This window comes from Chryseobacterium populi (assembly GCF_000282115.1).
In the GTDB taxonomy this organism is placed as follows: Bacteria; Bacteroidota; Bacteroidia; order Flavobacteriales; family Weeksellaceae; genus Chryseobacterium; species Chryseobacterium populi.
This window is the reverse complement of the sequence record NZ_AKJY01000003.1, coordinates 122,295-147,282: the sequence shown is the minus strand read 5'-3', so window position 1 is coordinate 147,282 and position 24,988 is coordinate 122,295. Positions and strand designations below refer to the sequence as shown.

30 protein-coding genes are annotated in these 24,988 nt (G+C 37.5%); 17 read left to right on the top strand and 13 right to left on the bottom strand.

The window, feature by feature from the left end; all coding sequences use genetic code 11:
* Window positions 1-12 precede the first annotated feature (12 nt).
* Window positions 13-1,059: a 3-dehydroquinate synthase gene (gene aroB, locus PMI13_RS01605; protein WP_007839959.1), complete on the bottom strand. Its 1,047-nt coding sequence runs from the start codon at window positions 1,057-1,059 to the stop codon at window positions 13-15.
* Window positions 1,060-1,160: 101 nt separating this feature from the next.
* On the opposite strand from aroB, the gene PMI13_RS01600 reads away from it, so the two are divergent.
* On the top strand, window positions 1,161-2,288 hold the full coding sequence (locus PMI13_RS01600) for a pseudouridine synthase (protein ID WP_007839958.1): 1,128 nt from the start codon (window positions 1,161-1,163) through the stop codon (window positions 2,286-2,288).
* A 268-nt stretch (window positions 2,289-2,556) separates the two neighbouring features.
* On the opposite strand, the gene pncA is transcribed toward PMI13_RS01600, so the two are convergent.
* Window positions 2,557-3,162, bottom strand: coding sequence for a bifunctional nicotinamidase/pyrazinamidase (pncA, locus tag PMI13_RS01595; protein WP_007839957.1), 606 nt, complete (start codon window positions 3,160-3,162; stop codon window positions 2,557-2,559).
* A 110-nt stretch (window positions 3,163-3,272) separates the two neighbouring features.
* Here pncA and PMI13_RS01590 point away from each other — a divergent pair, with 110 nt between their 5' ends.
* The 4 genes from PMI13_RS01590 to PMI13_RS01575 are packed head-to-tail and all read left to right on the top strand — an operon-like array spanning window position 3,273 to window position 5,231.
* On the top strand, window positions 3,273-3,809 hold the full coding sequence (locus PMI13_RS01590) for a YfiT family bacillithiol transferase (RefSeq protein ID WP_007839955.1): 537 nt from the start codon (window positions 3,273-3,275) through the stop codon (window positions 3,807-3,809).
* Window positions 3,803-4,264 (top strand): DUF1569 domain-containing protein, encoded by a 462-nt coding sequence (locus PMI13_RS01585; protein WP_238536257.1) that lies wholly within the window; start codon window positions 3,803-3,805, stop codon window positions 4,262-4,264. The genes PMI13_RS01590 and PMI13_RS01585 overlap by 7 nt, the downstream gene beginning before the upstream one ends.
* A complete protein-coding gene (gene ytxJ, locus PMI13_RS01580) occupies window positions 4,261-4,641 on the top strand; it encodes a bacillithiol system redox-active protein YtxJ (protein WP_007839953.1) in 381 nt (126 codons plus the stop codon). The genes PMI13_RS01585 and ytxJ overlap by 4 nt, the downstream gene beginning before the upstream one ends.
* Window positions 4,638-5,231, top strand: a complete 594-nt coding sequence (locus PMI13_RS01575) for a Crp/Fnr family transcriptional regulator (RefSeq protein ID WP_007839952.1) — start codon at window positions 4,638-4,640, stop codon at window positions 5,229-5,231. The genes ytxJ and PMI13_RS01575 overlap by 4 nt, the downstream gene beginning before the upstream one ends.
* A 5-nt stretch (window positions 5,232-5,236) precedes the next feature.
* Here the strand turns inward: PMI13_RS01575 and PMI13_RS01570 are convergent, their stop codons facing one another.
* Window positions 5,237-6,649: an aminotransferase-like domain-containing protein gene (locus PMI13_RS01570; RefSeq protein ID WP_007839950.1), complete on the bottom strand. Its 1,413-nt coding sequence runs from the start codon at window positions 6,647-6,649 to the stop codon at window positions 5,237-5,239.
* A gap of 87 nt (window positions 6,650-6,736) precedes the next feature.
* Between PMI13_RS01570 and PMI13_RS01565 the strand changes: the two genes are divergently transcribed.
* The 6 genes from PMI13_RS01565 to PMI13_RS21040 all read left to right on the top strand — a co-directional run bounded on the left by PMI13_RS01565 (window position 6,737) and on the right by PMI13_RS21040 (window position 11,234).
* Window positions 6,737-7,621, top strand: a complete 885-nt coding sequence (locus tag PMI13_RS01565; protein ID WP_007839948.1) for a DMT family transporter — start codon at window positions 6,737-6,739, stop codon at window positions 7,619-7,621.
* 494 nt (window positions 7,622-8,115) lie between these two features.
* Window positions 8,116-8,700 (top strand): Crp/Fnr family transcriptional regulator, encoded by a 585-nt coding sequence (locus PMI13_RS20485; protein WP_007839945.1) that lies wholly within the window; start codon window positions 8,116-8,118, stop codon window positions 8,698-8,700.
* A gap of 235 nt (window positions 8,701-8,935) precedes the next feature.
* On the top strand, window positions 8,936-9,439 hold the full coding sequence (locus PMI13_RS01555; protein ID WP_007839943.1) for a CinA family protein: 504 nt from the start codon (window positions 8,936-8,938) through the stop codon (window positions 9,437-9,439).
* Between the two features lie 4 nt (window positions 9,440-9,443).
* Entirely contained in the window at window positions 9,444-10,241 is a 798-nt protein-coding gene (locus PMI13_RS01550) for an SDR family NAD(P)-dependent oxidoreductase (protein ID WP_007839942.1), read from the top strand.
* Window positions 10,242-10,247: 6 nt separating this feature from the next.
* Entirely contained in the window at window positions 10,248-11,000 is a 753-nt protein-coding gene (locus tag PMI13_RS01545) for an SDR family oxidoreductase (RefSeq protein WP_034669523.1), read from the top strand.
* Between the two features lie 75 nt (window positions 11,001-11,075).
* The gene (locus tag PMI13_RS21040; protein ID WP_007839938.1) at window positions 11,076-11,234 is read left to right on the top strand and encodes a hypothetical protein; all 159 of its coding nucleotides are present in this window, start codon (window positions 11,076-11,078) and stop codon (window positions 11,232-11,234) included.
* A 209-nt stretch (window positions 11,235-11,443) separates the two neighbouring features.
* Here the strand turns inward: PMI13_RS21040 and PMI13_RS01540 are convergent, their stop codons facing one another.
* Window positions 11,444-12,616 (bottom strand): helix-turn-helix domain-containing protein, encoded by a 1,173-nt coding sequence (locus PMI13_RS01540; protein ID WP_007839937.1) that lies wholly within the window; start codon window positions 12,614-12,616, stop codon window positions 11,444-11,446.
* A gap of 255 nt (window positions 12,617-12,871) precedes the next feature.
* Here PMI13_RS01540 and PMI13_RS01535 point away from each other — a divergent pair, with 255 nt between their 5' ends.
* The 4 genes from PMI13_RS01535 to PMI13_RS01520 all read left to right on the top strand — a co-directional run bounded on the left by PMI13_RS01535 (window position 12,872) and on the right by PMI13_RS01520 (window position 18,212).
* Window positions 12,872-15,784, top strand: a complete 2,913-nt coding sequence (locus PMI13_RS01535) for a TonB-dependent receptor (RefSeq protein WP_007839936.1) — start codon at window positions 12,872-12,874, stop codon at window positions 15,782-15,784.
* A gap of 9 nt (window positions 15,785-15,793) precedes the next feature.
* Window positions 15,794-16,621, top strand: a complete 828-nt coding sequence (locus PMI13_RS01530) for a tyrosine-protein phosphatase (RefSeq protein WP_007839935.1) — start codon at window positions 15,794-15,796, stop codon at window positions 16,619-16,621.
* Between the two features lie 246 nt (window positions 16,622-16,867).
* Entirely contained in the window at window positions 16,868-17,476 is a 609-nt protein-coding gene (locus PMI13_RS01525; RefSeq protein WP_007839933.1) for a Crp/Fnr family transcriptional regulator, read from the top strand.
* Window positions 17,477-17,567: 91 nt separating this feature from the next.
* Entirely contained in the window at window positions 17,568-18,212 is a 645-nt protein-coding gene (locus PMI13_RS01520) for an NADPH-dependent F420 reductase (protein ID WP_007839930.1), read from the top strand.
* Between the two features lie 65 nt (window positions 18,213-18,277).
* On the opposite strand, the gene PMI13_RS01515 is transcribed toward PMI13_RS01520, so the two are convergent.
* The 4 genes from PMI13_RS01515 to PMI13_RS01500 form a co-directional block, all read right to left on the bottom strand.
* Window positions 18,278-18,631, bottom strand: coding sequence for a rhodanese-like domain-containing protein (locus tag PMI13_RS01515; RefSeq protein WP_007839929.1), 354 nt, complete (start codon window positions 18,629-18,631; stop codon window positions 18,278-18,280).
* Window positions 18,628-18,930 (bottom strand): DUF3817 domain-containing protein, encoded by a 303-nt coding sequence (locus PMI13_RS01510; RefSeq protein ID WP_007839928.1) that lies wholly within the window; start codon window positions 18,928-18,930, stop codon window positions 18,628-18,630. Before PMI13_RS01510 ends, PMI13_RS01515 begins: the two co-directional genes overlap by 4 nt.
* Window positions 18,931-18,932: 2 nt before the next feature.
* Window positions 18,933-19,391: a hypothetical protein gene (locus tag PMI13_RS01505; RefSeq protein WP_007839927.1), complete on the bottom strand. Its 459-nt coding sequence runs from the start codon at window positions 19,389-19,391 to the stop codon at window positions 18,933-18,935.
* Window positions 19,392-19,459: 68 nt separating this feature from the next.
* Window positions 19,460-20,050, bottom strand: coding sequence for a TetR/AcrR family transcriptional regulator (locus PMI13_RS01500; protein ID WP_007839926.1), 591 nt, complete (start codon window positions 20,048-20,050; stop codon window positions 19,460-19,462).
* A 185-nt stretch (window positions 20,051-20,235) separates the two neighbouring features.
* Here PMI13_RS01500 and PMI13_RS01495 point away from each other — a divergent pair, with 185 nt between their 5' ends.
* Together PMI13_RS01495 and PMI13_RS01490 are read left to right on the top strand one after the other, a co-directional pair.
* Window positions 20,236-21,450 carry an MFS transporter gene (locus tag PMI13_RS01495; protein ID WP_007839925.1) on the top strand — a complete coding sequence of 405 codons (1,215 nt, stop codon included), beginning with the start codon at window positions 20,236-20,238 and terminating at the stop codon, window positions 21,448-21,450.
* 150 nt (window positions 21,451-21,600) lie between these two features.
* Window positions 21,601-22,185, top strand: coding sequence for a 5'-methylthioadenosine/S-adenosylhomocysteine nucleosidase family protein (locus PMI13_RS01490; RefSeq protein WP_007839923.1), 585 nt, complete (start codon window positions 21,601-21,603; stop codon window positions 22,183-22,185).
* Window positions 22,186-22,187: 2 nt separating this feature from the next.
* Here PMI13_RS01490 and PMI13_RS01485 read toward each other — a convergent pair whose 3' ends face one another.
* The 5 genes from PMI13_RS01485 to PMI13_RS01470 form a co-directional block, all read right to left on the bottom strand.
* The gene (locus PMI13_RS01485; RefSeq protein ID WP_007839921.1) at window positions 22,188-22,655 is read right to left on the bottom strand and encodes a PCC domain-containing protein; all 468 of its coding nucleotides are present in this window, start codon (window positions 22,653-22,655) and stop codon (window positions 22,188-22,190) included.
* Window positions 22,656-22,668: 13 nt separating this feature from the next.
* Window positions 22,669-22,794 (bottom strand): helix-turn-helix domain-containing protein, encoded by a 126-nt coding sequence (locus PMI13_RS20825; protein WP_262483282.1) that lies wholly within the window; start codon window positions 22,792-22,794, stop codon window positions 22,669-22,671.
* A gap of 385 nt (window positions 22,795-23,179) precedes the next feature.
* On the bottom strand, window positions 23,180-23,908 hold the full coding sequence (locus PMI13_RS01480; RefSeq protein ID WP_007839919.1) for an MBL fold metallo-hydrolase: 729 nt from the start codon (window positions 23,906-23,908) through the stop codon (window positions 23,180-23,182).
* A 74-nt stretch (window positions 23,909-23,982) separates the two neighbouring features.
* Window positions 23,983-24,321: a metallophosphoesterase family protein gene (locus tag PMI13_RS01475; protein WP_007839916.1), complete on the bottom strand. Its 339-nt coding sequence runs from the start codon at window positions 24,319-24,321 to the stop codon at window positions 23,983-23,985.
* Window positions 24,302-24,988 carry a DEAD/DEAH box helicase gene (locus PMI13_RS01470; RefSeq protein WP_007839914.1) on the bottom strand — a complete coding sequence of 229 codons (687 nt, stop codon included), beginning with the start codon at window positions 24,986-24,988 and terminating at the stop codon, window positions 24,302-24,304. The genes PMI13_RS01475 and PMI13_RS01470 overlap by 20 nt, the downstream gene beginning before the upstream one ends.

Here is a 24,988-nt window from a genome sequence, read left to right as displayed (position 1 = left end):
GCTTTTTATCCATTAAGCGTCATTTAATCTTCTGTAAAAGCTCAATGACCCCGTTATATTTTTCTGGCTGCATTCATAATCATAAGTACAGGCACCGATTTCTGAAAGTAAGGAAAAATTGATTTTACTGTCAATATTTTTTTTATCATTCAATAATAAAGCAAAAATTTCCTCATCTTTAAAATCGGTGATATCAAGATACGGGTAATACCTCTGGATATTTTCGATAATGAGCTGAGCATCTTCTTCAGAAATTAAATTTTCAAGATAAGCAAGATGAGCTTCACAGATCATTCCCGCTGCTACGGCCTCGCCATGTAAAACAGGATTCCCCTGTTCGAGGCACAGGCTTTCAATAGCATGACCGATTGTGTGGCCGAAATTCAATGTTTTTCTGATATTTTTCTCATGAAAATCTTTTTCTACCACATCCTGCTTGATATCCATAGAAGTCTGAATATGGGGAATAAGAGCTTCCGTATCAAGCGTATGTATCCTGATAAGGTTATCCCAATGGGCTTTATCGGCAATTAATCCGTGTTTAAGCATTTCAGCAAAACCGCTTCTCAATTCTTTAAATGGGAGAGTGTCTAAAAATTTAGGATATACAAAGATCTGCTCCGGAAAGGTAAAAGTTCCGACCATATTTTTATAATGCATCAGGTCAATTCCTGTTTTTCCGCCGATAGATGCATCACACATTGATAAAAGAGTGGTAGGAATATTGATAAACTGAATTCCTCTCTTATAAGTGGAAGCCACAAAGCCACCCATATCTGTAATAACGCCGCCACCGAGATTGATAATCAGGGCTTTTCGGTCTGCTTTCATTTCTGTCAGAATTTCCCAAAGCTGGTTAGCTGTCTGAATATTTTTCATTTCTTCTCCGGCTTCAATCTCAAGAATCTCAAAAGCCAGGTCGGTTTCCATATTTCCTAAAAGAATGGGCAGGCAGTATTCATGTGTATTTTCATCAACCAATATAAAGATTTTGCTGAAAGATTTTTCGTGTAAGAAGTTGTTTAATTGAGAAAAATTATCGTTTAATAATGTTATCATTTTCTGATTTTCTATAAAGTTAATTACAAACTATACTGCAAAGTTATGATTCTTAATTTTTAACTCGTAACTAAATTACTATCTTTGCAGAAATATTTAGAATGAGCAGAGACAATAATAATTCAGGAAGACCTAAAAGACCAAGAATTTCAACAAGAAATTCCGGAAGTTCTCGCGCTCCTAAATCTGGAAATTCTTCAGAATCAAAACCTTTTAAAAAGCCGTTTACAAAAAGTGGTAACAAGAGTTTTGGTGAAGCCAATTTTGATAACCGCGATGAAAATCAAAACTCAAAATCAGAGAGAACCCCTTACGTTACCAATAAAAGTAATGATAAAAAGCCTTTTGGAAGATCAAATTCAAAAAGAGGTGGAAGAGATTTTGACACCAGGGACAAGTATGAAAGAGGCAGCTTAAAATATGGCAGAAGACCTTCCGGTGGGGACGGCAGAGATGAAGACAGGGCAAAATCTTTTGTACAGAAGAGAAGATTAAACAAAATAGATAAAGATGTACATAAAGACACGATCCGTCTTAATAAATACATCGCAAATTCCGGAATATGCAGCAGGAGAGAAGCAGATGAGCTGATCACCCAAGGCTTGGTAGAAGTAAACGGAGTCGTGGTAACTGAAATGGGATACCAGGTTCAGAAAACCGACAAAGTGGTTTTTGACGGACAAGGTATTACGCCTGAAAAGCCTGTTTATGTACTTCTGAATAAACCAAAAGGATATATTTCGACAACCAAAGATGATAAGGCAAGAAAAACTGTAATGGATCTGGTAGCAAATGCTTCCCCATACCGTGTTTTTCCTGTTGGAAGGTTAGACCGTTCCACAACGGGTGTTATTCTATTAACCAATGATGGACACATGACGAAAAAACTGACGCATCCATCTTTTGAAGCGAAAAAGATTTATCATGTGACTCTGGATAAGAAATTAACGCATGAGGATATGAAGCTGATCGTAGAAGGAATCCGTCTGGAAGAAGGAGTGGTAAAAGTAGACCAGATTTCATTCATTGAAGGAAAACCTAAAAATGAGATCGGAATTGAAATTCATATCGGATGGAATCGTGTGATCAGAAGATTATTCCAGAGATTAGGATATGAGGTGGAAGCTTTAGACAGAGTAATGTTTGCGGGCCTTACCAAAAAGAACATCAAAAGAGGACACTGGAGAATCCTTTCGGAACTGGAAGTGAATAATCTGAAAATGCTTTAAGAGTGATGAATTATAAATTATCAATGATGAGTTTTTAATTTATTCCTGAAACATTTCAGCAGCATTTAAAAAATATAAAGCGTGGTAATTAAATTATCACGCTTTTTTATAGAATTGAAATCTTCTCTTTAGTTTTAAAATGTATCAGTAAATAGAATAGGCACATTTACAATAACACCCAACTCATAACTCATAACTTATAACTCATAACTTATAACTTATAACTTATAACTCATAACTTATAACTCATAACTTATAACTCAAAAAGCTATCCAAGTACAGTTACCCCTTTCTGAATCATTTCATAGATGGCATCTCTGCCGTTATCAGGCTTTACATTCACGGCGCGGGTTCCGTTAAAATGCAGGCAGGTCACATACCCGTTAGCTACCGCATCAGTAGATGTAAATTTCACACAATAATCCAAGGCTAAGCCTACAATTTCCAATAGCTGGATGTCATGATATTTCAGGAAGTCATCAAGACCTGTTTTCATGAAGTGATTATTATCCTGAAAACCGCTGTAGCTGTCAATTTCAGGGTTTTTACCTTTCTGGACAATATGGGTTACCTTATCCCTGTTCAGGTCTTTATGAAATTCTGCTCCGAAAGTTCCCTGTACACAGTGGTCAGGCCACATAAACTGAGGAACACCATTCAGGATAATACTTTCGCCTACTTTTTTACCGTTATTGCTGGCAAAACTTTTATGGTCAGCCGGATGCCAATCCTGGGTAAGAACGATCTGGTCATATTCATTTTCTTCCATCAGAAGGTTGATATAAGGAATTATTTCGTTCGCTCCCGGAACCGCCAAAGCACCGCCTTCACAAAAATCATTCTGTACATCTACTATTATTAACGCTTTTTTCATATTTAGATTTCTCGAATTTTTGATAAATTTACAAAAAACTAATGCGCAAAAATTTGTCCAAAACAGAATTATCGGACAAATAGGCCATATAAAAATCTAATACTAATATAATGAGTGAGTTGGAACAAAAGAAATACCCCATAGGAAAGTTTGAGCCTTCTGAACCTATCTGTGATGTCAAACTTGATGAACATATCAAAGTAATCAAAAATTTTCCGGAAAAGCTTAAAAGTCTTATTGAAGATTTTACAGATGACCAATTAGATACACCATACAGGGAAGGAGGCTGGACCGTAAGACAGCTTGTCAATCATATTGCTGACAGCCATATTAACAGTTTTATCCGTTTTAAACTGGCAATTACTGAAAATAACCCTACCATAAAACCTTATGACGAAGCCAAGTGGGCAGAGCTTCAGGACAGTGCAAATATGCCCGTAAAGCCTGCAATGAGAATGATCAAAGGAACCCATCAACGTTGGACAGCCTTACTAAAAACCCTTACCAACAAACAGTTTGAGAGAACTTTCCATCATCCTGAAATGAATAAGGATTATGACCTGAGGTATTATCTTGCTTTCTATGTTTGGCATTGTGATCATCATTTTGCCCATATTCAAAATCTGAAGAAAGAAAAAGGTTGGTAAAAAAAAGTCTTCATAATCCCCTGTATTTTGAGGAAATTATCACCAGGATTTCCATGTTGTCTGAAAATTCTCCAAAGAAATGGGGAAAAATGAATGTTACCCAGATGTTAAAACATTGTGATTTAGTCCTTCAGATTGCCCTTAAAAAAATTGATCTTTCGCCTGTTAATGCTCTTTTTGGGACAATAGGAAGAATCACTAAAATAGAAATGCAGATTTTCAATAACGGAATTCCCCGAAATATGCCTACTTTTCAAAAACTTATCGTTAATTTTGAATGTAATTTTGATGAAGCAAAAGAAGGCCTTCTGAAAACACTGGATAATTATCAGTTGACCTGTCAAAATGATATGCTACCGGATTTTCATATTCTTTTTGGAAAAATGAAGGAAAAGGATTGGGGATTTTTAGAGTATAAACATCTTGATCATCATCTTAAACAATTTAATGTATGAGCTTTTTTGATAAAATATTTGGTGAAAAAGAAGAAAATCCCGAACAAAAATCTTTCTGGAAAAAAATAGAATCTGAAGCTGATTTAGCAAAAGCTATCGAAAATTCTTTTCATCATAAAATTGCAATTTTTAAACACTCAACGAGTTGCTTCATCAGTAAAACCGTATTGAGAAATTTTGAGAAAGAAGTAAATAACAGTGATGAAAAAGTTGATTTTTATTTCCTTGATTTATTAGCTTACAGGCCTCTTTCAAACAAAATAGCAGCTGACTTCGGCATCAGGCATGAAAGCCCTCAGCTAATTGTTATAGAAAACGGGAAAGCTGTCAGTAACGCTTCTCATCAACACATATCTTTAAGCCAGATCGTATCATGAAGAATATCAACAATTATTTAGCGAAAGTTTTAAATGTTCCTATTGAAAAAGTGAACATGTGCAGTCTGCACTATGAAATAAAAAAAATTCCTAAAAACCAGTTTCTTTTACAATACGGTGAGATCTGCAGGTATATATTCTTTGTGGAGAAAGGCCTTTTAAAAATGTATTCTATTGACAAAAACGGAAAGGAGCACATCATACAGTTTGCCCCGGAAAGCTGGCTGATTTCAGACAGAAGCAGCCTGTATTTCAACGAAAAATCAATTTACTATATTGAAGCCGTTGAAGATTGTGAAATCCTGTTTTTGCATCCGGATTTCTTCAATAAACTGGTTGAGCAGTTTCCAAACAGTATTGAAAGAAGTGATATTCTGCTGCAGAAACATATCAGAAGCCTTCAGAACAGAATCAATTCCTTATTAGGAGAAACGGCAGAAGAAAGATACCTGAAATTTATTAAAATGTATCCTGATTTGTTACTAAGAGTTCCGCAATGGATGATTGCTTCGTACTTAGGAATTACTCCGGAAAGTTTAAGCCGGGTAAGAAAAGAGCTGGCCAGAAAGAATTTCGTGGCAGACAAATAATCAGATTAAATCATTTTTGCCAGACTCCCGATCTGCCTTAATTTTGTCTGGGTCACCTCTGACCATGGCAAGCCGATGCAAAGCCGCATACAGTTTTCAAACTGATCCTGTAAAGTAAACATTCTTCCGGGAGCAATACTGATATTCTGTTTGATCGCAAGATCATATAAAATCCTAGTATCAATCTTTTTATCAAACTCCACCCAGAGGGAAAGCCCTCCCTGTGGCCTGCCTGTTTTCGTACCTTCAGGAAAAGATTCAGCTATGGTCTGTACATAATTCTGATAATTGCTTTGCAGGGTCCTTCGCAGTTGCTGCAGATGTTTCTCATACTTTCCGGTTTTCAGGAAATTGGCAACGGCTTCATTGACAAGTGAAATCGAAGAAGTGGAATGAAGTAATTTGAGCTTCAGTATTTTATCCTTGTATTTTCCGGGAGCAATCCAACCCACACGATACCCCGGAGCCAATGTTTTTGAAATCGAGCTGCAATACAAAACATTTCCCTCCTTATCAAAAGATTTACAGCATTTAGGCCGGCTTGGCCCAAAATAAAGATCTCCATAAACATCATCTTCAATCAACGGAATCTTATTTTCGGCCAGAAGCTTTACCACTTCTTTTTTATTTTCATCCGGCATACAGCTGCCTAACGGAGAGTTATAATTGGGAATCAGCAGGCATATATTGATTTCAGGAATCATTTTCTTTAAAGCTTCAATTTCAATGCCTGTCGTAGGATGGGTAGGCAATTCTAAAACCTTTAATCCCAATCCGTTGGCCAATTGTAAAATTCCCGGATAACATGGGCTTTCAATGGCAATGGTATCACCAGGTTTTCCCAAAGCCATCAGGCAGAAAGACAGGGCATTCATCCCTCCGTTTGTGGTAACCAGATCATTTTCATTAAAATTTCCACCCCATGGTAATGACCGCAATGCAATCATCCTTCTGAGCTTCAGATTTCCTTGAAGTTCTTCATATTCGGTTCCGCCTTCTTTCAGCTCACGGGTGGCATTAACGATTTCCTTTTTGAGTTTTGCCTGTGGCAGCAGATCTCCGGAAGGGATGCTTATAGAAAAAATGGTCAGTCCTTTTTTACCCATATTTTCATATACTTTGCTGATCAACTCATCCGGCTCATCATTATTGGCAATTAAAGACGGGCGGCTTACATCCGGCAAAGGAAGTTTTATAGAAAAAAAGGGGCTTACAAAATATCCTGATTGCGGTTTGGATTCAATTAATGATTGAGATTCCAGTTCCAGAAAAACACGTTTTGCCGTATTCATACTGATCCGATGTTCATGGCAGAGCATTCTCACAGAAGGTAGCTTATCTCCTGCCTTTAAAATACCGTTTTTGATCTGGGAAGCAATCCCGTTCGCGATCTCTGTGTATAAAAATTCTTTGCCCATACTCAAACTGTGTCCATGCAAATATACAAAACTGAGACTGTGATTATTTAATTTTCTATTCTAATTTTGAACCATAAAAAATATACAATGGCAATCGATACCTTATCAAAAGATCAGACAGTAAACGGATGGATTAACGGCTTTATAGGCGTTCTGCTGTTCAGTGGTTCTTTACCGGCCACGAAGCTCGCCGTAACGGATATGGACCCAGTTTTTGTAACCATTGCCCGGGCAGGAATTGCGGGAATATTAGCCTTATCAGTTTTATTAATCTATAAAGAAAAGATACCATCCGGAAAGCAGATATTCCCGTTGGTGCTTGTATCAGTCGGTTGTGTTATCGGGTTTCCGCTGCTTTCTTCACTGGCTCTGCAGTATCTTACTTCCGCTCATTCTATTGTATTTTTAGGAATGTTGCCCCTTGCTACAGCTATATTCGGTGTTTTCCGCGGTGGGGAACGCCCGCAGCCTATATTCTGGTTTTTTTCAATTATCGGAAGTCTTTTAGTGATCGGCTATGCAGTTTCCCAGGGGATTTCGGCATCTCCAGTTGGTGACCTCTTAATGCTTGCAGCTGTGATTCTGTGTGGATTGGGGTATGCTGAAGGAGCAAAGCTTTCAAAAGATTTGGGTGGCTGGCAGGTTATTTCGTGGGCTTTGGTGATCGCGTTGCCCTTAATGCTTCCGCTATTCTTTTTTTATTTTCCGGATTCAGTAGAACAGGTAAGTACAGGAGCGTGGCTGGGATTAGCTTATATTGCATTATTCAGCATGTTTATCGGGTTTATATTCTGGTACCGCGGGCTTGCTCAGGGAGGGATCACTACTGTGGGCCAGTTACAGCTACTTCAGCCGTTTTTCGGATTGGCCTTAGCAGCATACCTGCTTCATGAGCCGGTAAGTATCGGGATGATAGGGGTAACCGTTGGCGTTATCCTGTGTGTTGCCGGTACAAAGAAATTTGCAAAATAAGATTTTCTCACAGAGATAAGGCTTATGATTCAAATCATAAATTTCTGTATATTTTCTTTATAGTTTTGTTACACAGGTACGAGTTTTACCATTAAATAGAAATATTACTTATTTAATATAATTCCATAAAAACAGGATCGATACTATCTCCACATCAGGTACAACGGTAGATCCTCCGGTAGCTTCTGATACCGTGACAACGGCAACTCCTCCAAAAGACAGCTCCCGGGTCTCCTAAAAAAGATTCAATGAAACAATGAGTAAAATTGTTTATACCCTATCCGTATGATGCTCCGGATAGGGTTCAGCATTGAATTGCTCTAATGAATTAAAGAAATAAAATACTGAATTACAACAATTTATTTAACTTACTTTAACTGCTTATTTATTGAAGGCGGTGCGATTTTTGCATTAATAACTATTCTATAATTTTTTTTACTAAGATCTGTTTTTGTGAACCTTTTTAAATATCATTAATTTAAAAGGCAACTGTTATGGGAATCAGCGAAAAAATATTATACTCAATAGGTGGGGCTATAGTAGATTACGGTCCCTCGGAAACCATTCTCAATGAAGGGGATTTACTACATTTTTATTATCAGATAATTGAAGGAGAAGTAAAGCTCAATAATTATAATGAGAAAGGAAAAGAAAGTATCCAAAGGATGCTTACAACCAGCCAGAGCTTCGGAGAATTTTTACTTTTCATGGATAGTCTTTATCCGTTCAATGCGGTTTCCCTTAAGCACTGTAAAATTATAAAGCTTTCAAAATATCTGTTTATCGGGGTATCTTTGATGCTTTATATATTTCTGCAGGTGAACATTCTGCAAAAGAACTTTTACTTCCGGAAAACAAACATCAGTCTTTACATTTTATCAATGAGGCTTATAAGCATTGTAAAGCGATCTATTTCGGATCAGGTACCGAAGGACTTTATAATAACAGTAATGTCGCTCCTGAAAAAACATGAAGATCCTGCTATTATCAACTGGTCAGAAAATAAACTGCAAAACAAATTTGTAAGCGCAATTGCCAACCATAGGGTCTGGGATCTGGAAATAGAAAGAAACTCTTAAACATCAGCTTTCAGCGTAATCAGAAAACACCTTCACATCACATTTAAATATAAGATTATGAAAGCTTTCTTTTTCCCATCCGCAGATTCAAAAATATCAATAATTTGTAGAAATGATCTTCACATTTATTAGGGTGTGTCCTTAGGATTCGCCCTATGAAAATGGAGTATAAATTTCTTTTCAGGAGTTTAACTACAGTGCTTAAATTTTTTCTAACAACTTAAAACATAATGCTATGGAATTTCAAAAAAATCTTTTAGAATATATAAGTCATTCAATGATAACTACCAGTGAAACCATTTCAATTGTAGAAAGTGTGACTTCCGGATGTTTGCAGCTAGCTTTCTCACAAATGCCGAATGCTTCATTATTTTACAAAGGCGGCATGACCGCTTACACGCTTTCGGAAAAAGTGAGATTACTGAATGTTGACAAAACAGAAGCCGAAGAATGCGATTGTGTTTCGGAAAACATCGCCGAAACAATGGCCCTTAATATTGCAAAGTTATATGAAACTGACTGGTCTATTGCCACAACCGGCTATTGTACTCCCATACGAAATTCCGCATATAAAATTTTCGCCTATTTTTCTTTTGCTTATAAGGAGGAGATCATTCTTACCAAAAAGCTTGAACTGCATCCCAAAACCCAGGCTCTGAATGCCCAGTTATATTACACAGAATTTATTTTAGGGTGCTTTAAAAGTGAAATGAATAAACAGCTATTAATTTTAGAATAAACTTATGGAACGTAAAAAACAATATGTACTGATAACAGGAGCAACCAGCGGAATCGGCTACGAACTGGCAAAATTATTCGCAAAAGGCGGATATGACCTGATCATCGTTGTCAGGGATCATGAAGAATTAAAAAATAAATCTCAGGAATTTAAAAACTATGGTGTTAATGTGATCTGCATTTCAAAAAAACTGTTACTGCAGGATGAAGTTTATGCTCTTTATTCTGAATTAAAATTAAATGGCATAACCCCAGAGATCCTTGTAAACAATGCAGGACAGGGTGTTTACGGGAAATTCACTGATACCGACATACACAGGGAAATAGATATTGTGAATCTGAATATTACTTCAGTTATCATACTCACCAAATTGTTTTTAAAAGACCGCCTGGTTAAAGGATCAGGGAAGATTTTAAACCTTGCTTCTATAGCCAGCAAATCTCCCGGCCCATGGCAGTCGGTTTATCATGGAACAAAGGCTTTCATATTGTCATGGTCCGAAGCCATCCGTGAAGAGCTGAAAGATACAGGGATCACGGTAACAGCCCTTTTACCAGGGCCTACCGATATTGATTTCTTTAATAAAGCAGACATGAATACAAGTAAAATCCTGCAGGATAAAGATCATCTGGCGTCAGCGGCAGAAGTGACATTAGACGGTTATAATGCTTTGATGAGTGGCAATGATAAACTGATCTCCGGCTTTAAAAATAAGCTTACCGTAGCCATATCAAACCTTACGACATACAATATGGCTGCCCGTACAATGGGAGAAATGCAAAAGCCGGCAACCGAAAAATAAAATATGATGAGTGGATTAAGATTAAAAGATAAATCCGTTCTTATCACGGGAGCAGATAGTGGAATAGGTAAAGCAGTTGCTATTCTTTTTGCAAAAGAAGGAGCCAATATTGCTATTATTTATCATGAAGATGATGAAAGCGCTGAAACCACAAAAAATGAAATCCTGAATCTGGGACGGGAATGTATCATTTTTCCCGGAGATATCAATGATTACGAATTTTGTGAAGAGACCACAGCAAAAGTGATTATGGAATTTGGTGGAATTGATATTCTGATCAACAATGCAGGCATTCAGTTTCCGTCAGACAATATCGAAACCCTTGAAGAAGAAAATATCAGAAAAACTTTTGATTCTAATATTATCGGGATGATCCTGCTGACTAAAGTAGTATTTCCTTATATGAAAGAAGCCGGAACTATTATTAATACAACTTCGGCCGTCGCTTATCAGGGACACGCCGAACTTCTTGATTATTCTGCTACTAAAGGAGCTATCGTTTCATTCACCCGTTCTCTGGCCTTACAGGCAAAGCCAAAAGGAATTCGTATCAATGCAGTGGCACCGGGGCCGGTAGCAACGCCTCTTACCAAAGAAACCTTCGGTGAGGAAGAAGAAGACACTGATAAGCCGCCTTTTGAAAGAAATGCAACCCCGGAAGAGGTGGCTGCCAGTTTCTTATTTCTGGCAAGCGAAGACGCTGCACAGATTACAGGGCAGGTTCTTCATCCTAACGGAGGATTGATTGTAAACGGATAAAATGTCAAAAGATATTTTTCCGGAGAAATTCAGTCAATAATAAAATTAAAAATAACACTTTAAACATATCATATTATGAAAACAACAGCAACCATTATCTTAGGAATTATTTGTTTTTTTTCTTCAGCTTCATGCAGGTGTAATCTTGATGAAGACGAACCAAAAACAAAATATAAAGACAATAGCAAAAGCAACGGATCTGCCGAAAGCGATACGATATCTGTGAAAAGGTAGAATACCATAGCTCCGGGTAAAGAGATTCACTATTTAGTTATCATCATTTAAAACAAAAAATATATTCAGAGACGGCGCAAGAAAAAGTTCCCCGGAATCAAACCTGTGAATATGCTTCGTAATGAAAGTCCTTCATAATTATATTGATTTTTCTATCTGAACAGGACCTTTTTTACCTGGATTGCGAGAAAATTCAAACCATAAATGATCTAAGCACTTCCCCGATACAGGTTTTCAAACGCTGATCCTTTATTTTCATTGATCAGGCTTTTATAATATTCCGAAGGGGTTTTCCCAATGATTTCTTTAAAATAGCGGTTAAAGGAAGACTTAGACTTAAATCCTGCTTCATAGGCAAAAGACAGGAAATTGATATGTTCATTCTTTTCTATGGCTTTTTCAACCATTTTTCTGAAATATTCTATCCGGTATTCGTTGATGTAGCGATAAAAAGGCTTTTGCTTATAACCATTCAGCATTTCGCTGATCTGGTATTTATTGATCTCCGTTTTAATGGCCAGCTCATCCAGATTTAAATCACAATTCCGGAAAAGCTGTTGTTTTTTCACCGAGTCATCCATTTTCTGCCACAATTCATTAAATTTTATTTCATAATCAATGATATTTAACGGCAGGCTGTCTTCATCAATATTTGGGTTGACAGAAATTTTCAAATGATGATGTTCAGAATCAGTTTCAGAAATATGTACGACTTCGGTTTTAAGGCTTTTTCTTACGATTAAAAGGCAGATGACCAGTAATAAAAAATAAGCGATACTTCTTATCGAAATATTAATGAATTGAGTTTCTTCAGGATAAATATATAATAGGGTTTTGGAGACAATTACACCAAGCTCCATCAACAGAATGCAGTAAGAAATCCTGGTAATAACATCATATTCAATTTTTTCAAGGGTTTTGAACCGGGTTTTTCTGGCAATTAAAACACTTTTTAAAGGATAATATAAATTAATGATGAAAATTAAATTTAAGCTGAAGCTATTATACAGATCAAGCAGTTTCTGATCGGCATGATTTAGGATAATAAAGACACAGGAAACCGTAAAATAAGCAATCATTAATAAAAAAAATGGAATAAAAATATACCACTTACCCGCAATGGAAAATCCTTTTTTTGTTTTGCTTAAAGTGTATAAATAGATCAAAGGGCCATAACAGACTCCGATAAACGTATTCATCTGCTGCCTGATACTTTCATCAGGAATGAAATTGAAGATAACAAATTTAATCGTCAGGTGAACAGCAATCGCAGAAAGCAGGAAAATAAACAGATAATTCGAAGGTGATTTTCTCTCTCTGAACTGTAAAAGCCAAAGGGCCACAAGAGCCTGAAAAGCCCCGATGATAACTATATATTGCATTCTTCCTTAGGTTTATACAAAATAAATACAAAATCTGCTTTTTATGATTCGCAATCCTGTTATTTATCTATTAAAATTTTTATTTACCTATTAATATTGGGTTCACAAATAAATAACAAACAGTTAAATTAAATTAATAAACTGATAATCAAAATGTTAAAAGTATTAATCCAACGAGTGACACGTTTTATTCGGTGATTTTTTCTGAAGGACGAAACAGACTCACAATCTGACCAATTTTGCTGAAAAAAAATTATGAACAATTCTATTGGTTTTTCAAAACGAAGGTCAGGAATCATTCAGATATCTGCTTTTTTCCTGATAGCTTCTTTTGGAACTCTACATGCCCAAACCATAAAAGGAACGGTTGTCGGTAAAACAAACGGTGCTCTTCCCGGAGCGAATATTTCGATTGTAGATACCGGGGCCAAAACAGCTTCATCTTTAGACGGAGATTTCAATATACTTTCACCAAAGCTGGGCGAGGTCATGATTAAAGTTGAATACATCGGATATGAAACCCAGACAATCCCGGTGACAGTAAAGGAAGGAACCAATGATATGGGATACATTACAATAATTCCCGAAGATAAAACAACAAAAGACAAGGTCGGCAATATTCAGGAAGTGGTTTTTACAAGGCCTAATGCTTTGACCCAGGCCAAGGCATATGAGATCAAAAGAAATAACAGCGCCATTATGGAAGTTATTGCAGCCGATGCAATTGGAAAACTGCCGGACAGAAATGCTGCAGAAGCCGTACAGAGGGTTCAGGGGGTTGCTGTAGCCAGATATCATGGGGAAGCGGACCAGGCGACTGTAAGGGGAACCCCTTTTGCATGGACTTCGGCTTTATTTAACGGAAACCGCCTTCCGAGTGCCAATGTTTTAGGGAACAGATCTTTTGTTCTTGATGTAGTTCCTTCAGAACTGATTCAGTTTGTACAGGTTTCTAAAGCCATTACCCCGGATATGGATGGTGATGCCATTGGCGGAAGCATTAATTTTATTACCAGAACAGCTCCGGCAAAGAAAACATTGAGTGTAAGCGGAGCCGGAGGTTACAACACTTTTTCCCAGGACGGGACCTATAATGCTTCTCTTGTCTATGGCGACCGTTTTTTCAAAAACAAACTTGGGGTACTTTTATCGGGTGCCATCTGGGACAGGCAGTGGGGTGCAGATTCGTTTGATGTGACCTATAATACCGGCGCGGCAAGTGATGTCCAGAAAAAATCAATCAGCACCATCATGATGAAAAGGTATATGGGAACCAGAAGAACAATAGGCCTGAACGGTGGACTTGAATATAAATTCAACGTAAATAATAAGGTTTATTTCAGAGGAATGTTTAATAAGTTTGATGATATCCGTCCCGTTTATGAATCTTATGTTGACTATACCAACAGCCGTTACCAGTATAATTTCAGATATTCTCATTATCAGACAGAATTATACGGAATGGAATTAGGTGGTGAGCACAGCATTTCCCAGAAATTAAGCCTTGACTGGATGTTGAGTGATTACCAGGCCAGGTATTTCCTTGATACACCGTCAACCAATGAGATCAAAGGACTTCCGATTTCTACTTTCAGGCAGAAAATTACCGGAGGATTCAATAACCTGTCAAGTGATGGGAAAAGATACTGGGGCTTTGATTCTCCGGATGGTACAGGCGGCGAATACCTGAATTACGGATCTGATGTAAAAGACCCTAATGAAGTAATAAATGCCAATAAGCTCTTATTATCCCAGCTGGTTATTTCAAAACTGGATAACAATGAAAGAGACAAAATCGCAAGGATAAACCTGAAATATGATCTTAATCCGAATATCACTTTAAAAGTCGGAGCAAAATACCGTGACAAAAACCGTACAAGCACATTCGGATATAACGCCGTGTTTCTTCCGGGCGCTTCTGTCGGAATCCCGAATTCTCCCGCATTGCTGAGCCTTTCCCAGCTAGCAACGACCAATCCGCCGAAAGGAACAGGTTTTTTGAACGGGATGAATGGAAACTACAATTCGTACATTATGAATCCGCCAACAAAAGATCAGCTTTTCCAGATGTATTCACCTGAATTTTTACAGCAATATGGCTTCAGGGATTTCTCAAGCGCAGAATCTAATGCTACAAGTGTTTATACCGGGGAAGAATCTGTTTTTGCAGCCTATGCAATGGCAGAAATTAAAGCCAGTGAAAAGTTTAAAATTGTCGGTGGTTTCAGAAATGAATCAACAAGACTTACTTTAAATGGTTCTAAAGCAACAAAAGAGGGAACACCTGCAACCACCGTGATCAGCCCGTCTGTTGTGGAAAGCAATTACAATGCATTTCTTCCGATGCTTCATTTGCGGTATAATTTTTCACCCAAATCAAGCTTAAGATTTGCCTATACAAGATCATTTATCAGACCGAATTTTGGAGATATGTCTCCGGGATCCAGCATAGACAATACTTCAAATCCATTTACCATTACGAGAGGTAACCCGGATCTGCAACCTACTTTCAGCCATAATTTTGATATGATGGGAGAATATTATTTCAATAATATCGGGATTATTTCCGGTGGGATATTTTATAAAAAAATATCAAATATTGTATTCTCCGACACCTCGATACTGAATATCGGCGGAACAGATTATATGGTCACCCAGTCTAAAAACCTTCAGGATTCCAATCTGTTTGGTTTTGAGGCCGGGATCAATAAGCGTTTTGATTTTTTACCGGGATTCTGGAACGGTTTCGGAGTTGAATTCAATTATACATTCATCGATTCAAAAGTTGAAGTTCCGAGAACAGTTGGAGGTATCCAGTATTTTGATAAAACAACATTACCGAACCAGTCTAAAAACCTGTTCAATGCTATTTTGTATTACGAAAACAAAAAAGTAATGATCCGTCTGGCAGGAAACTACAGAGGAAAATCAGTAGAAACCATTAATCAGAAATTGGGGACTGATTATTATATCTGGTCAGATAAAAACTTTACGGTTGATTTCTCAGCAAGCTACGATATTAATAAAAAAATTAAGGTCTTTATTGAGCTGAACAACTTAAGCAATGAAAGTTTAAGACTATATATGGGGGATAATAAGAAAAGAGTAACATCCAATGAATGGTATGGAAGCAGAGGACAATTAGGAATCCGTTGGCAAATATTTTAAAATAGATACATGAAAAAATTAGTATTAACAATGACCGTGATGGTTGCTTTGGGAGCAACTGCAAATGCACAGATCAGTGACAGTCTCCGTCGCGTTGTAAAAATGGAAGGCGCTTATAACTTCAGAGATACGGGAGGGTACAAAACAACAGACGGAAAAGAAGTGATTTTAGGAAAAGTATACAGGAGTGATGCTATTGATAAACTATCCGACAAGGATTTAAAAACTTTTAAAGACAGGAAAATTTCATCAGTAGTCGATTTCAGAGGTGTTGAAGAAGCTAAAAAAGCTCCGGACAGATTACCGCAAAACACCACCTATCTTTTGTGCCCGGCAGGAAGCAACAATCTTCCGACTGCACAGGATATGGCCAAACTTTTAAAAGATAAAAACTTCCTGTTTGATATGTACGGAGAAGGCGGGTTACCTTATTTTGGGGAAAGATACAGAGCTTTGTTTGTACAGCTGCTGACATTACCTCCTGATGAAGCCCTTTTATTCCATTGTACGGGCGGACGTGACAGGACCGGGATGGCAACAGCATTATTACTGAATATATTAGGCGTTCCACAGGATGTGATCGAAAAAGATTACGTAGCCTCCAATTTTTATTTAGCTAAAAACCCTACCATGAAAAATATGTACTCCGGACTTTCAAAAATGGCAGGTATGAGTGAAGCTGAAATAAAACAACAGATGGAATTAAGACCTGAGCTGATCAGGAATTTCTTCGGAGCGATCAGCAAAAAATACGGAAGCGTTGAAAATTTTTTCCAGGTAGAAATGGGAATCGGGCCTAATGAAGTGGCAATCCTGAAACTGAAATATACAAAATAGGAATGATAGGGGTGAATTGAATAGTCAATTCGCTTCGCCTGTCAATTTTTAAATATCTGCCCAACGTGTTGATTGTAAATATTGACCATTCACTTTTCACACTCAGTTAGATTTAAATAGAATAAGCTGTCTCAACTTTTGAGGCGGCTTATTTGTTTTTAGTTTCCGTTAAAAAATTACAGAACAGTTTATAAAATATTACATAATTTATTCAGGAATTGTAAATTTGTTATTAGAAACCTTCACATGAAAGAAAATCTGATACAGGCATCTGTAGAACCATTAATTGAATATTTCAATAAGCTGATTCCTTTAAACGATAAAGAATGTATGCTTGTAACAGAGCTTTTCAAATCGAGGCTGTACAGAAGAAGGCAATATGTACTTCAGGAAGGAGACCTGTGCAATCAGTTTAATTTTGTGATCCGCGGTTGTCTCCGGATGTACAAAGTAGATGAAAAAGGGAATACCCATATTATTCAGTTTGCCCCGGAAAACTGGTGGATAAACGATATAGGAAGCTTTCATAAAAGAACGCCGTCAGAATTAAATATTGATGCTTTGGAAGACACAATGGTTCTTCAGATCAGTCATGAAAACCTGATCAGGCTTTACACCAGTGCACCGAAATTTGACAGGATATTCAGAATTTTAATTGAAAACAGTTTTGTGGCCTTACAGGACCGTTTATTACAGAATATAAGTTCTACCGCTGAAGAACGCTATCTCTCTTTCATGAAAATCTATGCTCACTTATCCAATCGCCTTCCGCAGACTCAGATTGCTTCCTTCTTAGGCATTACTCCCGAATTTCTCAGCAGGATGAGAAACAGGCTTGTTAAGCCGAAATCTTAAACCATGTCAATGCTGTTTCTTGATCCAGTTTATTGGAAAGAGACCTTTTCTCATAAGATATTTGCAGTATAAATTTTAAAAAGAAATAGTTATGACAACATCATCAAAAGTAGCCGTAATCGGCTTAGGAAACATAGGACAGGCTGTTGCAGGAAACCTTGCAAAATCTAACCGCAGCTTTATTGCTGCTGACCGGAATATAGAAAAAGCAAAAGAACTTTCTGAAAAATGGAATGCTGAAGCAAGTGACATCCCGAATGCTGTAAAAAATTCAGATATCGTTGTACTGGCGATCCCGTTTGAGACCATTGGGGGATTCATCAAAGAATATTCTGCGGATCTGGAAGGAAAAATTATTATAGACCCATCCAATCCTATTGCTCCGGCTGAAAACGGAGGGTTCAAAAAAATTATCGGAGAGAAAGAATCTGCAGGAGAAATCAATGCAGCATTCTTACCGGCTCATGCAAAATTAGCCAAAGCTTTGGGTACTTTGGGTGCTGGATCATTAGCAAACGTTGCCTATCAGAGTCCTGAAAAATCAGTATTGTTTTATGCAACAGATGACACCAGTATTGACCCTGAAGTTGAAAAACTAATCCAGGACAGTGGTTTCGATGCGTTAAGAATCGGTGGATTGGATCAGTCGATCAGAATTGAGGTTTTCGGTGACCTGCATGAATTCGGTGCCCTAGGGAAAACAGTGACTTTAGCTGAAGCTAAACAAAAGATGTAAGATCATTTAAGTCCTTCAGTCAAAAATTCATAATATCGAAAAAGTTTTTAGCTCTTTCGATATTTTTATTTTAAAGTTTTCTGCAAATCACTCCATGCACCACCATTGTAGACGTGCTTAAAACCTTTTTCTTTTAAAATCTGCTCAGCCTTTACGCTTCGAAGTCCGTGTGAGCATACGGTAATATAGGTTTTATCAGGATCCAGTTCCATATATCTGTCTCTGATGGTTCCTAATGAAATGTTTACCGAGCCGGTGATATGGCCTGTTTCATATTCTTTCTCCGTTCTTACATCCAGAATAACGGCACCTTTCGTGATCAGTTGGTCCAGGCCGTTATCCAGAGTCTGATACTTATAAACACGGTAAGCACAATAGATTATAAGGATAATTCCAGAGACGATTAATAGGTTTTTCATAATTTACTCAAAATTTTTCTGTCAATATAAAAAGTTCCAAAAGGGATAAAGCATGCAACAAGCACTTTCCAGGTTGTTTCTTTAAATTTCCATTGCTGCTCAACTCCTACACTCAGTGTGTTGAATAAAAAAAGCAAGAACAGGGTTCCGTGAACAGGTCCCATCAGTTTTACAAAAGAAGGGTTTCCCATCCAGTATTTCACCGGTACGGCTACGAAGATTAATATTAATAATGAAATTCCTTCCAGAAAGGCGAGGATCCGTAAACGTCCGGTTTTTGACTGTAATAAATGTATCATAATTATCTGAAATAAGGTCTGTTAGCCAGAGGAGAGAAGGGCCACGGGATAGCAATGAAAATAATAATTAAAGCCACTGTAAACCATATCAGTATGGTTTTAAACTTCTCTTTATCCATAGTTTTTCGTTTGGCCATTGCCGAACCAACAGTGATGGTCACAATGGAAAACAGCATCAGGAAAATATGGATCAGTCCGAAAAACAGCAGGTCAAAAGATTCTTTAGCGGTAGTAAAATTCTTCCAGAAGTATTTAATAACCGGACTTTGAGAGTATAATATAATACCCAGCACCAGCTGAATATGAGCAATTGTTGCCGTCCAGTGTCTTACCGAATCATCTGTTTTTGAAAATTTTCTACTTGAAGAATAGCCTTTATATGATCTGAATATGGCATATAAAAGGCTTAATAAAACCAGCCAGCGAAAGATGGAGTGCAAAAACGTTAAGGTTTGGTACATGATTTATTTTTATGCATGACAAAAGTACAATAAAAACATACTAATTAGTATGTTTTTGAATAAAAAAATTATTCCATTGTTTGGAAAAAATCCTTAAGTTGCTTTAAATAAACAAGATAAACTGACTTGCTGTTTTCCAATTTTCCTAAATTTCTTATTCCCCAATATCCCGACATGACGAAAATTGCAACGCCTTTAGCATTCACATTACTTTTCACAGTTCCGTTTTTCTTCCCTTTTTCGATACATTCAATCATGGTATTCTCCCATTGTTGCGAAAGGTCATTTAAAGCTTTGGTAAATTCAATATTCCATGGAGCCATTTCCTGGGTAAAATTAGAAGCCGGGCATCCATATTCCACCTTTAAAAATTCATTTTCCATGAGTATGGAATACATCAATTGATAAATGCTATCTAACGGGTTTACTGCAGCTTCCAGCGAATCAATAAAAGTTGTTTTGAAGGTTGGCCTGAGAAGCTCATTAATGATTGCCAGTCCCATTTCATCTTTGGTTTTGAAATGATAATAAAAAGCTCCTTTTGTTACCTGGGTTGTGGCAATAATTTCATCAACACTTGTGGTCTGATATCCTTTTGTGTAAATCAGGTCAAATGCTTTCTGAAGAATATTCAATCTTGTGGATTCAGACTTTTTCATAAAAATACCGGTTGGTCTTTTTTTACAAAGGAACAATTTTTTATCGTCATTTCAAATTTTCCAAGATAGCAAAAACTATTTATGTATTATTATTCTGATATAAAACTACTATTTAAGTAATTTTTATAATACATTATTTCATCGGAAATTTGCAGGGTTGAAATAACAATCAAAAACAGAATACAATGAATTATCAAAAAGAAATTTCCTCTCCCATGGAAAACAAGGTCATAAAAAAAGGACTGCCGGCAGCACTTTGGGCTTTAACCGTCAGCGCATTCGGAATCGGAACTACAGAATTCGTTATTATAGGCCTTTTACCGACAGTAGCAGGAGATCTGGGAATATCTATTCCGTCAGCAGGATTATTAGTAAGCCTTTATGCTATTGGCGTAGCTATCGGAGCTCCCGTACTTACTGCGCTTACAGGGAAAATTCCCCGTAAAATTCTTCTGATCTCCATCATGCTTTTATTTGTGATCGGAAACGGGCTGGCTTCAATAGCTCCCGGATTTATTACCTTAATTCTTGCGAGGATACTGACAGGTTTTGCCCATGGGGTTTATTTTTCCATAGGCTCTACTATCGCTGCGTCATTAGTGCCTGAAGAAAAAAGAGCGACTGCTATTTCCATCATGTTTGCCGGGCTTACCCTTGCCATTGTTACAGGTGTTCCGCTGGGTACTTTTATCGGGCAGCATTTCGGTTGGAGGGCTACTTTTATCGGGGTTGCTATCCTGGGAATTATCGGGTTACTGGCAAGTATGATCCTTGTTCCTTCTGATTTAAAAAACGGAAAAACAGCTTCTTTACAGCAACAGTTGAAAGTACTGGCAAATAAACGCTTAATTTTTGCCTTCTTAATGACTGCAATGGGATATGGAGGAACATTTGTTGTTTTCACCTATCTTTCCCCGGTTTTACAGGAAATTACGGGACTGAAAGAATCATTGGTAACCGTTATCCTGCTGATCTATGGAATTGCCATCGCCCTGGGAAACCTGATCGGTGGGAGAGTAGCCAATAAAAACCCTCTGAAAGCCCTGTTATGGATGTTTATCGCACAAGGCCTGGTATTATTCATATTTTATTTTACCGTACACAGTCCGGTATTGAGTATCATAACCTTGTTTTTCCTTGGAGCTCTATCTTTTGCAACAGTTCCGGGATTACAGCTTCTGGTGGTACAGATTGCAGAAAAAGAGCTTCCGGGAACCGAAGATGTAGCTTCAGGAATCAATATTGCAGCTTTCAACATCGGGATTGCGATTGGTTCATACACCGGAGGCCTTATTGTAACATCTTCTTTAGGATTGGGAAGCACACCCTGGATCGGAGCTTTATTTCTGGTAATCACTGTGATTATTACGCTGTACAGCATCAGGTTTAGTAAGTTTTGAGTTATAAGTTAAGAGTTAAGAGTTGATAGGAATGGGTATTAACTATAAATATCATTATCAAAATCTCCAACTTCCAGCCCCAACTTATCACTCATAATTCATAACTCTTAACTAATTTTTTATATTTGCATCACAAAAATTTGCTGATCAATGATAAGAATTAATGATGAATCCGTCTATTCAGTTTCGGATATCCTTTTTGTTTTTGCCCTGGAATCTGAAGCCGGAGAATTTTTTCATGAAAATCATAAATTGATCACCGGAATCGGTAAAGTAAATGCGGCATCGGCCTTAACAAAAGAAATTCTTCTGAACCGGCCAAAACTGATCGTTAACCTGGGTTCAGCAGGAAGTAAAAGCTTTCATAAAGGAGAAGTGATTTGCTGTACCCAATTTATCCAGCGTGATATGGATGTACGCGGACTGGGATTCAAGAAATTTGAAACGCCATTATCCGGAATCCCGCCGGTACTGGAATACGGTTTAAAAATGGATCAACTTAAAACCGGAATCTGCGGAAGCGGAGACAGCTTCGAAATGGATCACACAGAAACCGGCTACAATATCGTTGATATGGAAGCTTATCCTTTAGCTCTGATTGCCATGAAAGAAAACATTCCGTTCCTGTGCCTGAAATACATTTCGGATGATGCAGGAAGTGACGCAGCCGATGATTGGTCGGTACAGGTACACCTGGCCGGCGAAGCATTCAAAAAGATATTGTTTTCGGAATAATCTCAATTCCTGCTCCAATAATTAAGATCCGTAAGATCTGGCTTCTTTACCTTATTTTTAGAAGGGCTATTATTATTTTCTGAAGGATAAAAAAGGAATTCGGCTTTTCCGGACACCGTTGCATCCATAAGATGTCCGGATAATACGGTATGGTTTTCACTTTCCAACCTGATTTCCAAAGCCAGGAGAGTTTTTCCTTCAAACTCATAAATAATTCCTGAGATATCATAAACTTCTATGAAATCTGCCAATTCACCATACCAATATTTCTTTAACAAAGGATCAAAGAAACGCAGGATAGCGTTATCGAGAATACCAACACCAGATATTTTTCCGGCTCTGATCTTCTGGTTTAGCATAAAATCTGTCAGTGTATCGATCATACTTGCCCTATCTTCAAGGCTTAGAATATAGGCATTCTCTATTTTCCGGGCAATCCACAGATTTCCCTTTACAGTTCGTGAGTTCATGGTTTTTAGTTTTTTAGTAAAATATTTTCCGGTTTCTGATTTTTAAAAGATGTTCTTTTTCTATATTTTTTATCACCCGTATTACCATTTCTACGCAAAGCCCTGTAAATGAAGCCAGCTGTTGCCGGGTCAGAGGAATCTGAAAAGAATAGGGGATTTTGTCTTCATTCGTTTAAGTAAAGAGAAATTTATTTTCTCAAACATCCTAATAACAAGATACCACATCCCGGGGATTATTTTCTCTAAAATTACTGAAAAACATTGATCACAATCATAAAAAGTAATTGAAATATTCCATTAAATTTGAAACCTTACCCTATTAGGATAATAAATTTCAGAAATAACATCAACATAAAGTAACCATAGGATTTAAAAGGCTTCACGTTGTATCTACCAAAGAAATTGCAACGTATACCTATTTTACTCCCAAGGCTGTTCAAAACCGTAAAAACAGGCTCCGGAAAAAGCTTCACATTCCTTCCGAAATTGATATTTACAAATGGTTCAACGATTTATAATCCGGATTAAAAAGTTAATACAGCCTGATCAAGATCATGGTACAACAATATTTTCCAATGTTTTTCTTCAGCTTCTTTTTGCCAGACCTGTCTTAGTTCCATTGCTTTTCTGCCGTCATAATCGCTTTTGTAGGCAACATGGTATTTCAGATAAGATGCCTGCGGAAGATTGTCTGCTCCATAGAAAGCAGTTCCTGTTTCATCGGTAATCCAGAAAACCTGCATAAAAGGGGTATGCCCGCCAACAACTTCATAAGAAATTTCTTCTGTAATCTGCCCCTTATTATCATTCATCCAGACTATGGGCAATTGGATCAGTTTTTCCAAAGCAGTGAAATCAAAAGAAGGGTTTCCTTTATTTTCCATTGCAAAATCAAGCTCGCGTTTCTGGATATAAATTTCAGCATTGGGAAAGCAGGAATCAAAACCGGTGTCTGTATATTTTATCATTCCTTCAATATGGTCTTTGTGAAGATGGGAGAGAAGGACTTTCGTAATTTGGCCCGGAGAAATATTTTCTCTTTCAAGGATTTCAGAAATAACACTTCTTCCGGCATTATTTTCCCACCCGATTCCTGCATCCAGAATGATATAATCTTTTTTTGTAATAATAAGAAACGGCTGTACAGACATTTTGATTCCTTTTACCGTATCAGAATTCTCTTCTGTGAGAAGCGTGAAATCTTTGGTCTTACTGGCCGAGAAATTGCCTTCTTTTAGTGGAATGATTTTCATACTGCAAATTTCCTTAATATTTCTAGATCTGTAAAACGTTTTTTTTCGATAGCGGTCATCGGCAAAACCGATTATTACAGCTCTTGAATCTCAGCATCTGTAAATACAAAAAACTTTCTGCCTTTAGGAATATTTTTGGTGTCCAAACCTGTAAATTCACTGAAAGCAGGCAACAACAGCTGATTGGCTGTCTGCACAAAGCACGGAAGCCGAAGGTTTTTCACAGAAGAATTCAGGACAATCCCGGGATGAATATGTCCTGTGACCTGAAACTTAGGCTCTGTTTTATCAAATTCATGTACAAAAATAAAATGGTCTGCTTCTAATCGCCGGGCTTTAAAATCAAAACAAAGTTTTGCTTCAAGCTCTTCTGAGATCCGGTCGTGATTTCCTTCAATAAGAAAGAATTTCAATTTTCTTTTGTTCTTTGGCCGTGATTTTTGTCTTTTTAATTGGGTAAGGAATTAAAGCTTCCATGGCTTCATCGAGGTTTCCTGTCGTTGCTGTAATGCCCCATATTTTAATTTCCGGGACATATTTTCTTAGCTGAGAAACAGCCAGTTCTACCATCACAACACGCTTTGAACCTAATAATTCGTGCCATTCATCTACAGCAATACAGTGCAGGGCGTTAAAAAATCTCGCATGACTTTTTTTGGCAAGAAGCAAATGAAGACTTTCAGGAGTTACCACCAGAATTTCGGGCATGCTTTTAACCTGCTGCTGCCTTACTTTCGGGTCTGTATCCCCGTTTCTCACTCCGACAGCCCAATCCAGGCCTATCTCATCTATAGCTTCCTGCATTGCTTTTGCAATATCTTTTGACAGGGAACGGAGTGGGGTGACCCAAATCATTTTAAGCCCTTTTTTATATTGATCAGGGTAAGTGAGATAATCTGAAATTAAAGCTAAAAATACCGAATAGGTTTTCCCGAAGCCTGTAGGCGCAATCACCATTCCACTGTAACGTTTTGCATATTTTTGCCAGGTTTCCAGCTGGAATCTGAAAGGGGAAATGTCTTTATCAGCCATCCATTGCTGAATGACTTTGAATCCGTTGGTATTTTCAAAAGCAGTCAA

Bases quoted from the DNA above. Each gene is read 5' to 3' on its own strand.
- PMI13_RS01485 (WP_007839921.1), bottom strand. From the start codon at position 22,655: ATGAACTCACGAACTGTAAAGGGAAATCTGTGGATTGCCCGGAAAATA.
- ytxJ (WP_007839953.1), top strand. From the start codon at position 4,261: ATGAGCTTTTTTGATAAAATATTTGGTGAAAAAGAAGAAAATCCCGAA.
- PMI13_RS01535 (WP_007839936.1), top strand. From the start codon at position 12,872: ATGAACAATTCTATTGGTTTTTCAAAACGAAGGTCAGGAATCATTCAG.
- PMI13_RS01495 (WP_007839925.1), top strand. From the start codon at position 20,236: ATGAATTATCAAAAAGAAATTTCCTCTCCCATGGAAAACAAGGTCATA.
- PMI13_RS01520 (WP_007839930.1), top strand. From the start codon at position 17,568: ATGACAACATCATCAAAAGTAGCCGTAATCGGCTTAGGAAACATAGGA.
- PMI13_RS01490 (WP_007839923.1), top strand. From the start codon at position 21,601: ATGATAAGAATTAATGATGAATCCGTCTATTCAGTTTCGGATATCCTT.
- PMI13_RS01550 (WP_007839942.1), top strand. From the start codon at position 9,444: ATGGAACGTAAAAAACAATATGTACTGATAACAGGAGCAACCAGCGGA.
- PMI13_RS21040 (WP_007839938.1), top strand. From the start codon at position 11,076: ATGAAAACAACAGCAACCATTATCTTAGGAATTATTTGTTTTTTTTCT.
- PMI13_RS01545 (WP_034669523.1), top strand. From the start codon at position 10,248: ATGAGTGGATTAAGATTAAAAGATAAATCCGTTCTTATCACGGGAGCA.
- PMI13_RS01505 (WP_007839927.1), bottom strand. From the start codon at position 19,391: ATGTACCAAACCTTAACGTTTTTGCACTCCATCTTTCGCTGGCTGGTT.
- PMI13_RS01600 (WP_007839958.1), top strand. From the start codon at position 1,161: ATGAGCAGAGACAATAATAATTCAGGAAGACCTAAAAGACCAAGAATT.
- PMI13_RS01575 (WP_007839952.1), top strand. From the start codon at position 4,638: ATGAAGAATATCAACAATTATTTAGCGAAAGTTTTAAATGTTCCTATT.
- pncA (WP_007839957.1), bottom strand. From the start codon at position 3,162: ATGAAAAAAGCGTTAATAATAGTAGATGTACAGAATGATTTTTGTGAA.
- PMI13_RS01480 (WP_007839919.1), bottom strand. From the start codon at position 23,908: ATGAAAATCATTCCACTAAAAGAAGGCAATTTCTCGGCCAGTAAGACC.
- PMI13_RS20485 (WP_007839945.1), top strand. From the start codon at position 8,116: ATGGGAATCAGCGAAAAAATATTATACTCAATAGGTGGGGCTATAGTA.
- PMI13_RS01500 (WP_007839926.1), bottom strand. From the start codon at position 20,050: ATGAAAAAGTCTGAATCCACAAGATTGAATATTCTTCAGAAAGCATTT.
- PMI13_RS01590 (WP_007839955.1), top strand. From the start codon at position 3,273: ATGAGTGAGTTGGAACAAAAGAAATACCCCATAGGAAAGTTTGAGCCT.
- PMI13_RS01525 (WP_007839933.1), top strand. From the start codon at position 16,868: ATGAAAGAAAATCTGATACAGGCATCTGTAGAACCATTAATTGAATAT.
- PMI13_RS01555 (WP_007839943.1), top strand. From the start codon at position 8,936: ATGGAATTTCAAAAAAATCTTTTAGAATATATAAGTCATTCAATGATA.
- PMI13_RS01565 (WP_007839948.1), top strand. From the start codon at position 6,737: ATGGCAATCGATACCTTATCAAAAGATCAGACAGTAAACGGATGGATT.
- PMI13_RS01515 (WP_007839929.1), bottom strand. From the start codon at position 18,631: ATGAAAAACCTATTAATCGTCTCTGGAATTATCCTTATAATCTATTGT.
- PMI13_RS01530 (WP_007839935.1), top strand. From the start codon at position 15,794: ATGAAAAAATTAGTATTAACAATGACCGTGATGGTTGCTTTGGGAGCA.
- PMI13_RS01510 (WP_007839928.1), bottom strand. From the start codon at position 18,930: ATGATACATTTATTACAGTCAAAAACCGGACGTTTACGGATCCTCGCC.
- PMI13_RS01570 (WP_007839950.1), bottom strand. From the start codon at position 6,649: ATGGGCAAAGAATTTTTATACACAGAGATCGCGAACGGGATTGCTTCC.
- aroB (WP_007839959.1), bottom strand. From the start codon at position 1,059: ATGATAACATTATTAAACGATAATTTTTCTCAATTAAACAACTTCTTA.
- PMI13_RS01540 (WP_007839937.1), bottom strand. From the start codon at position 12,616: ATGCAATATATAGTTATCATCGGGGCTTTTCAGGCTCTTGTGGCCCTT.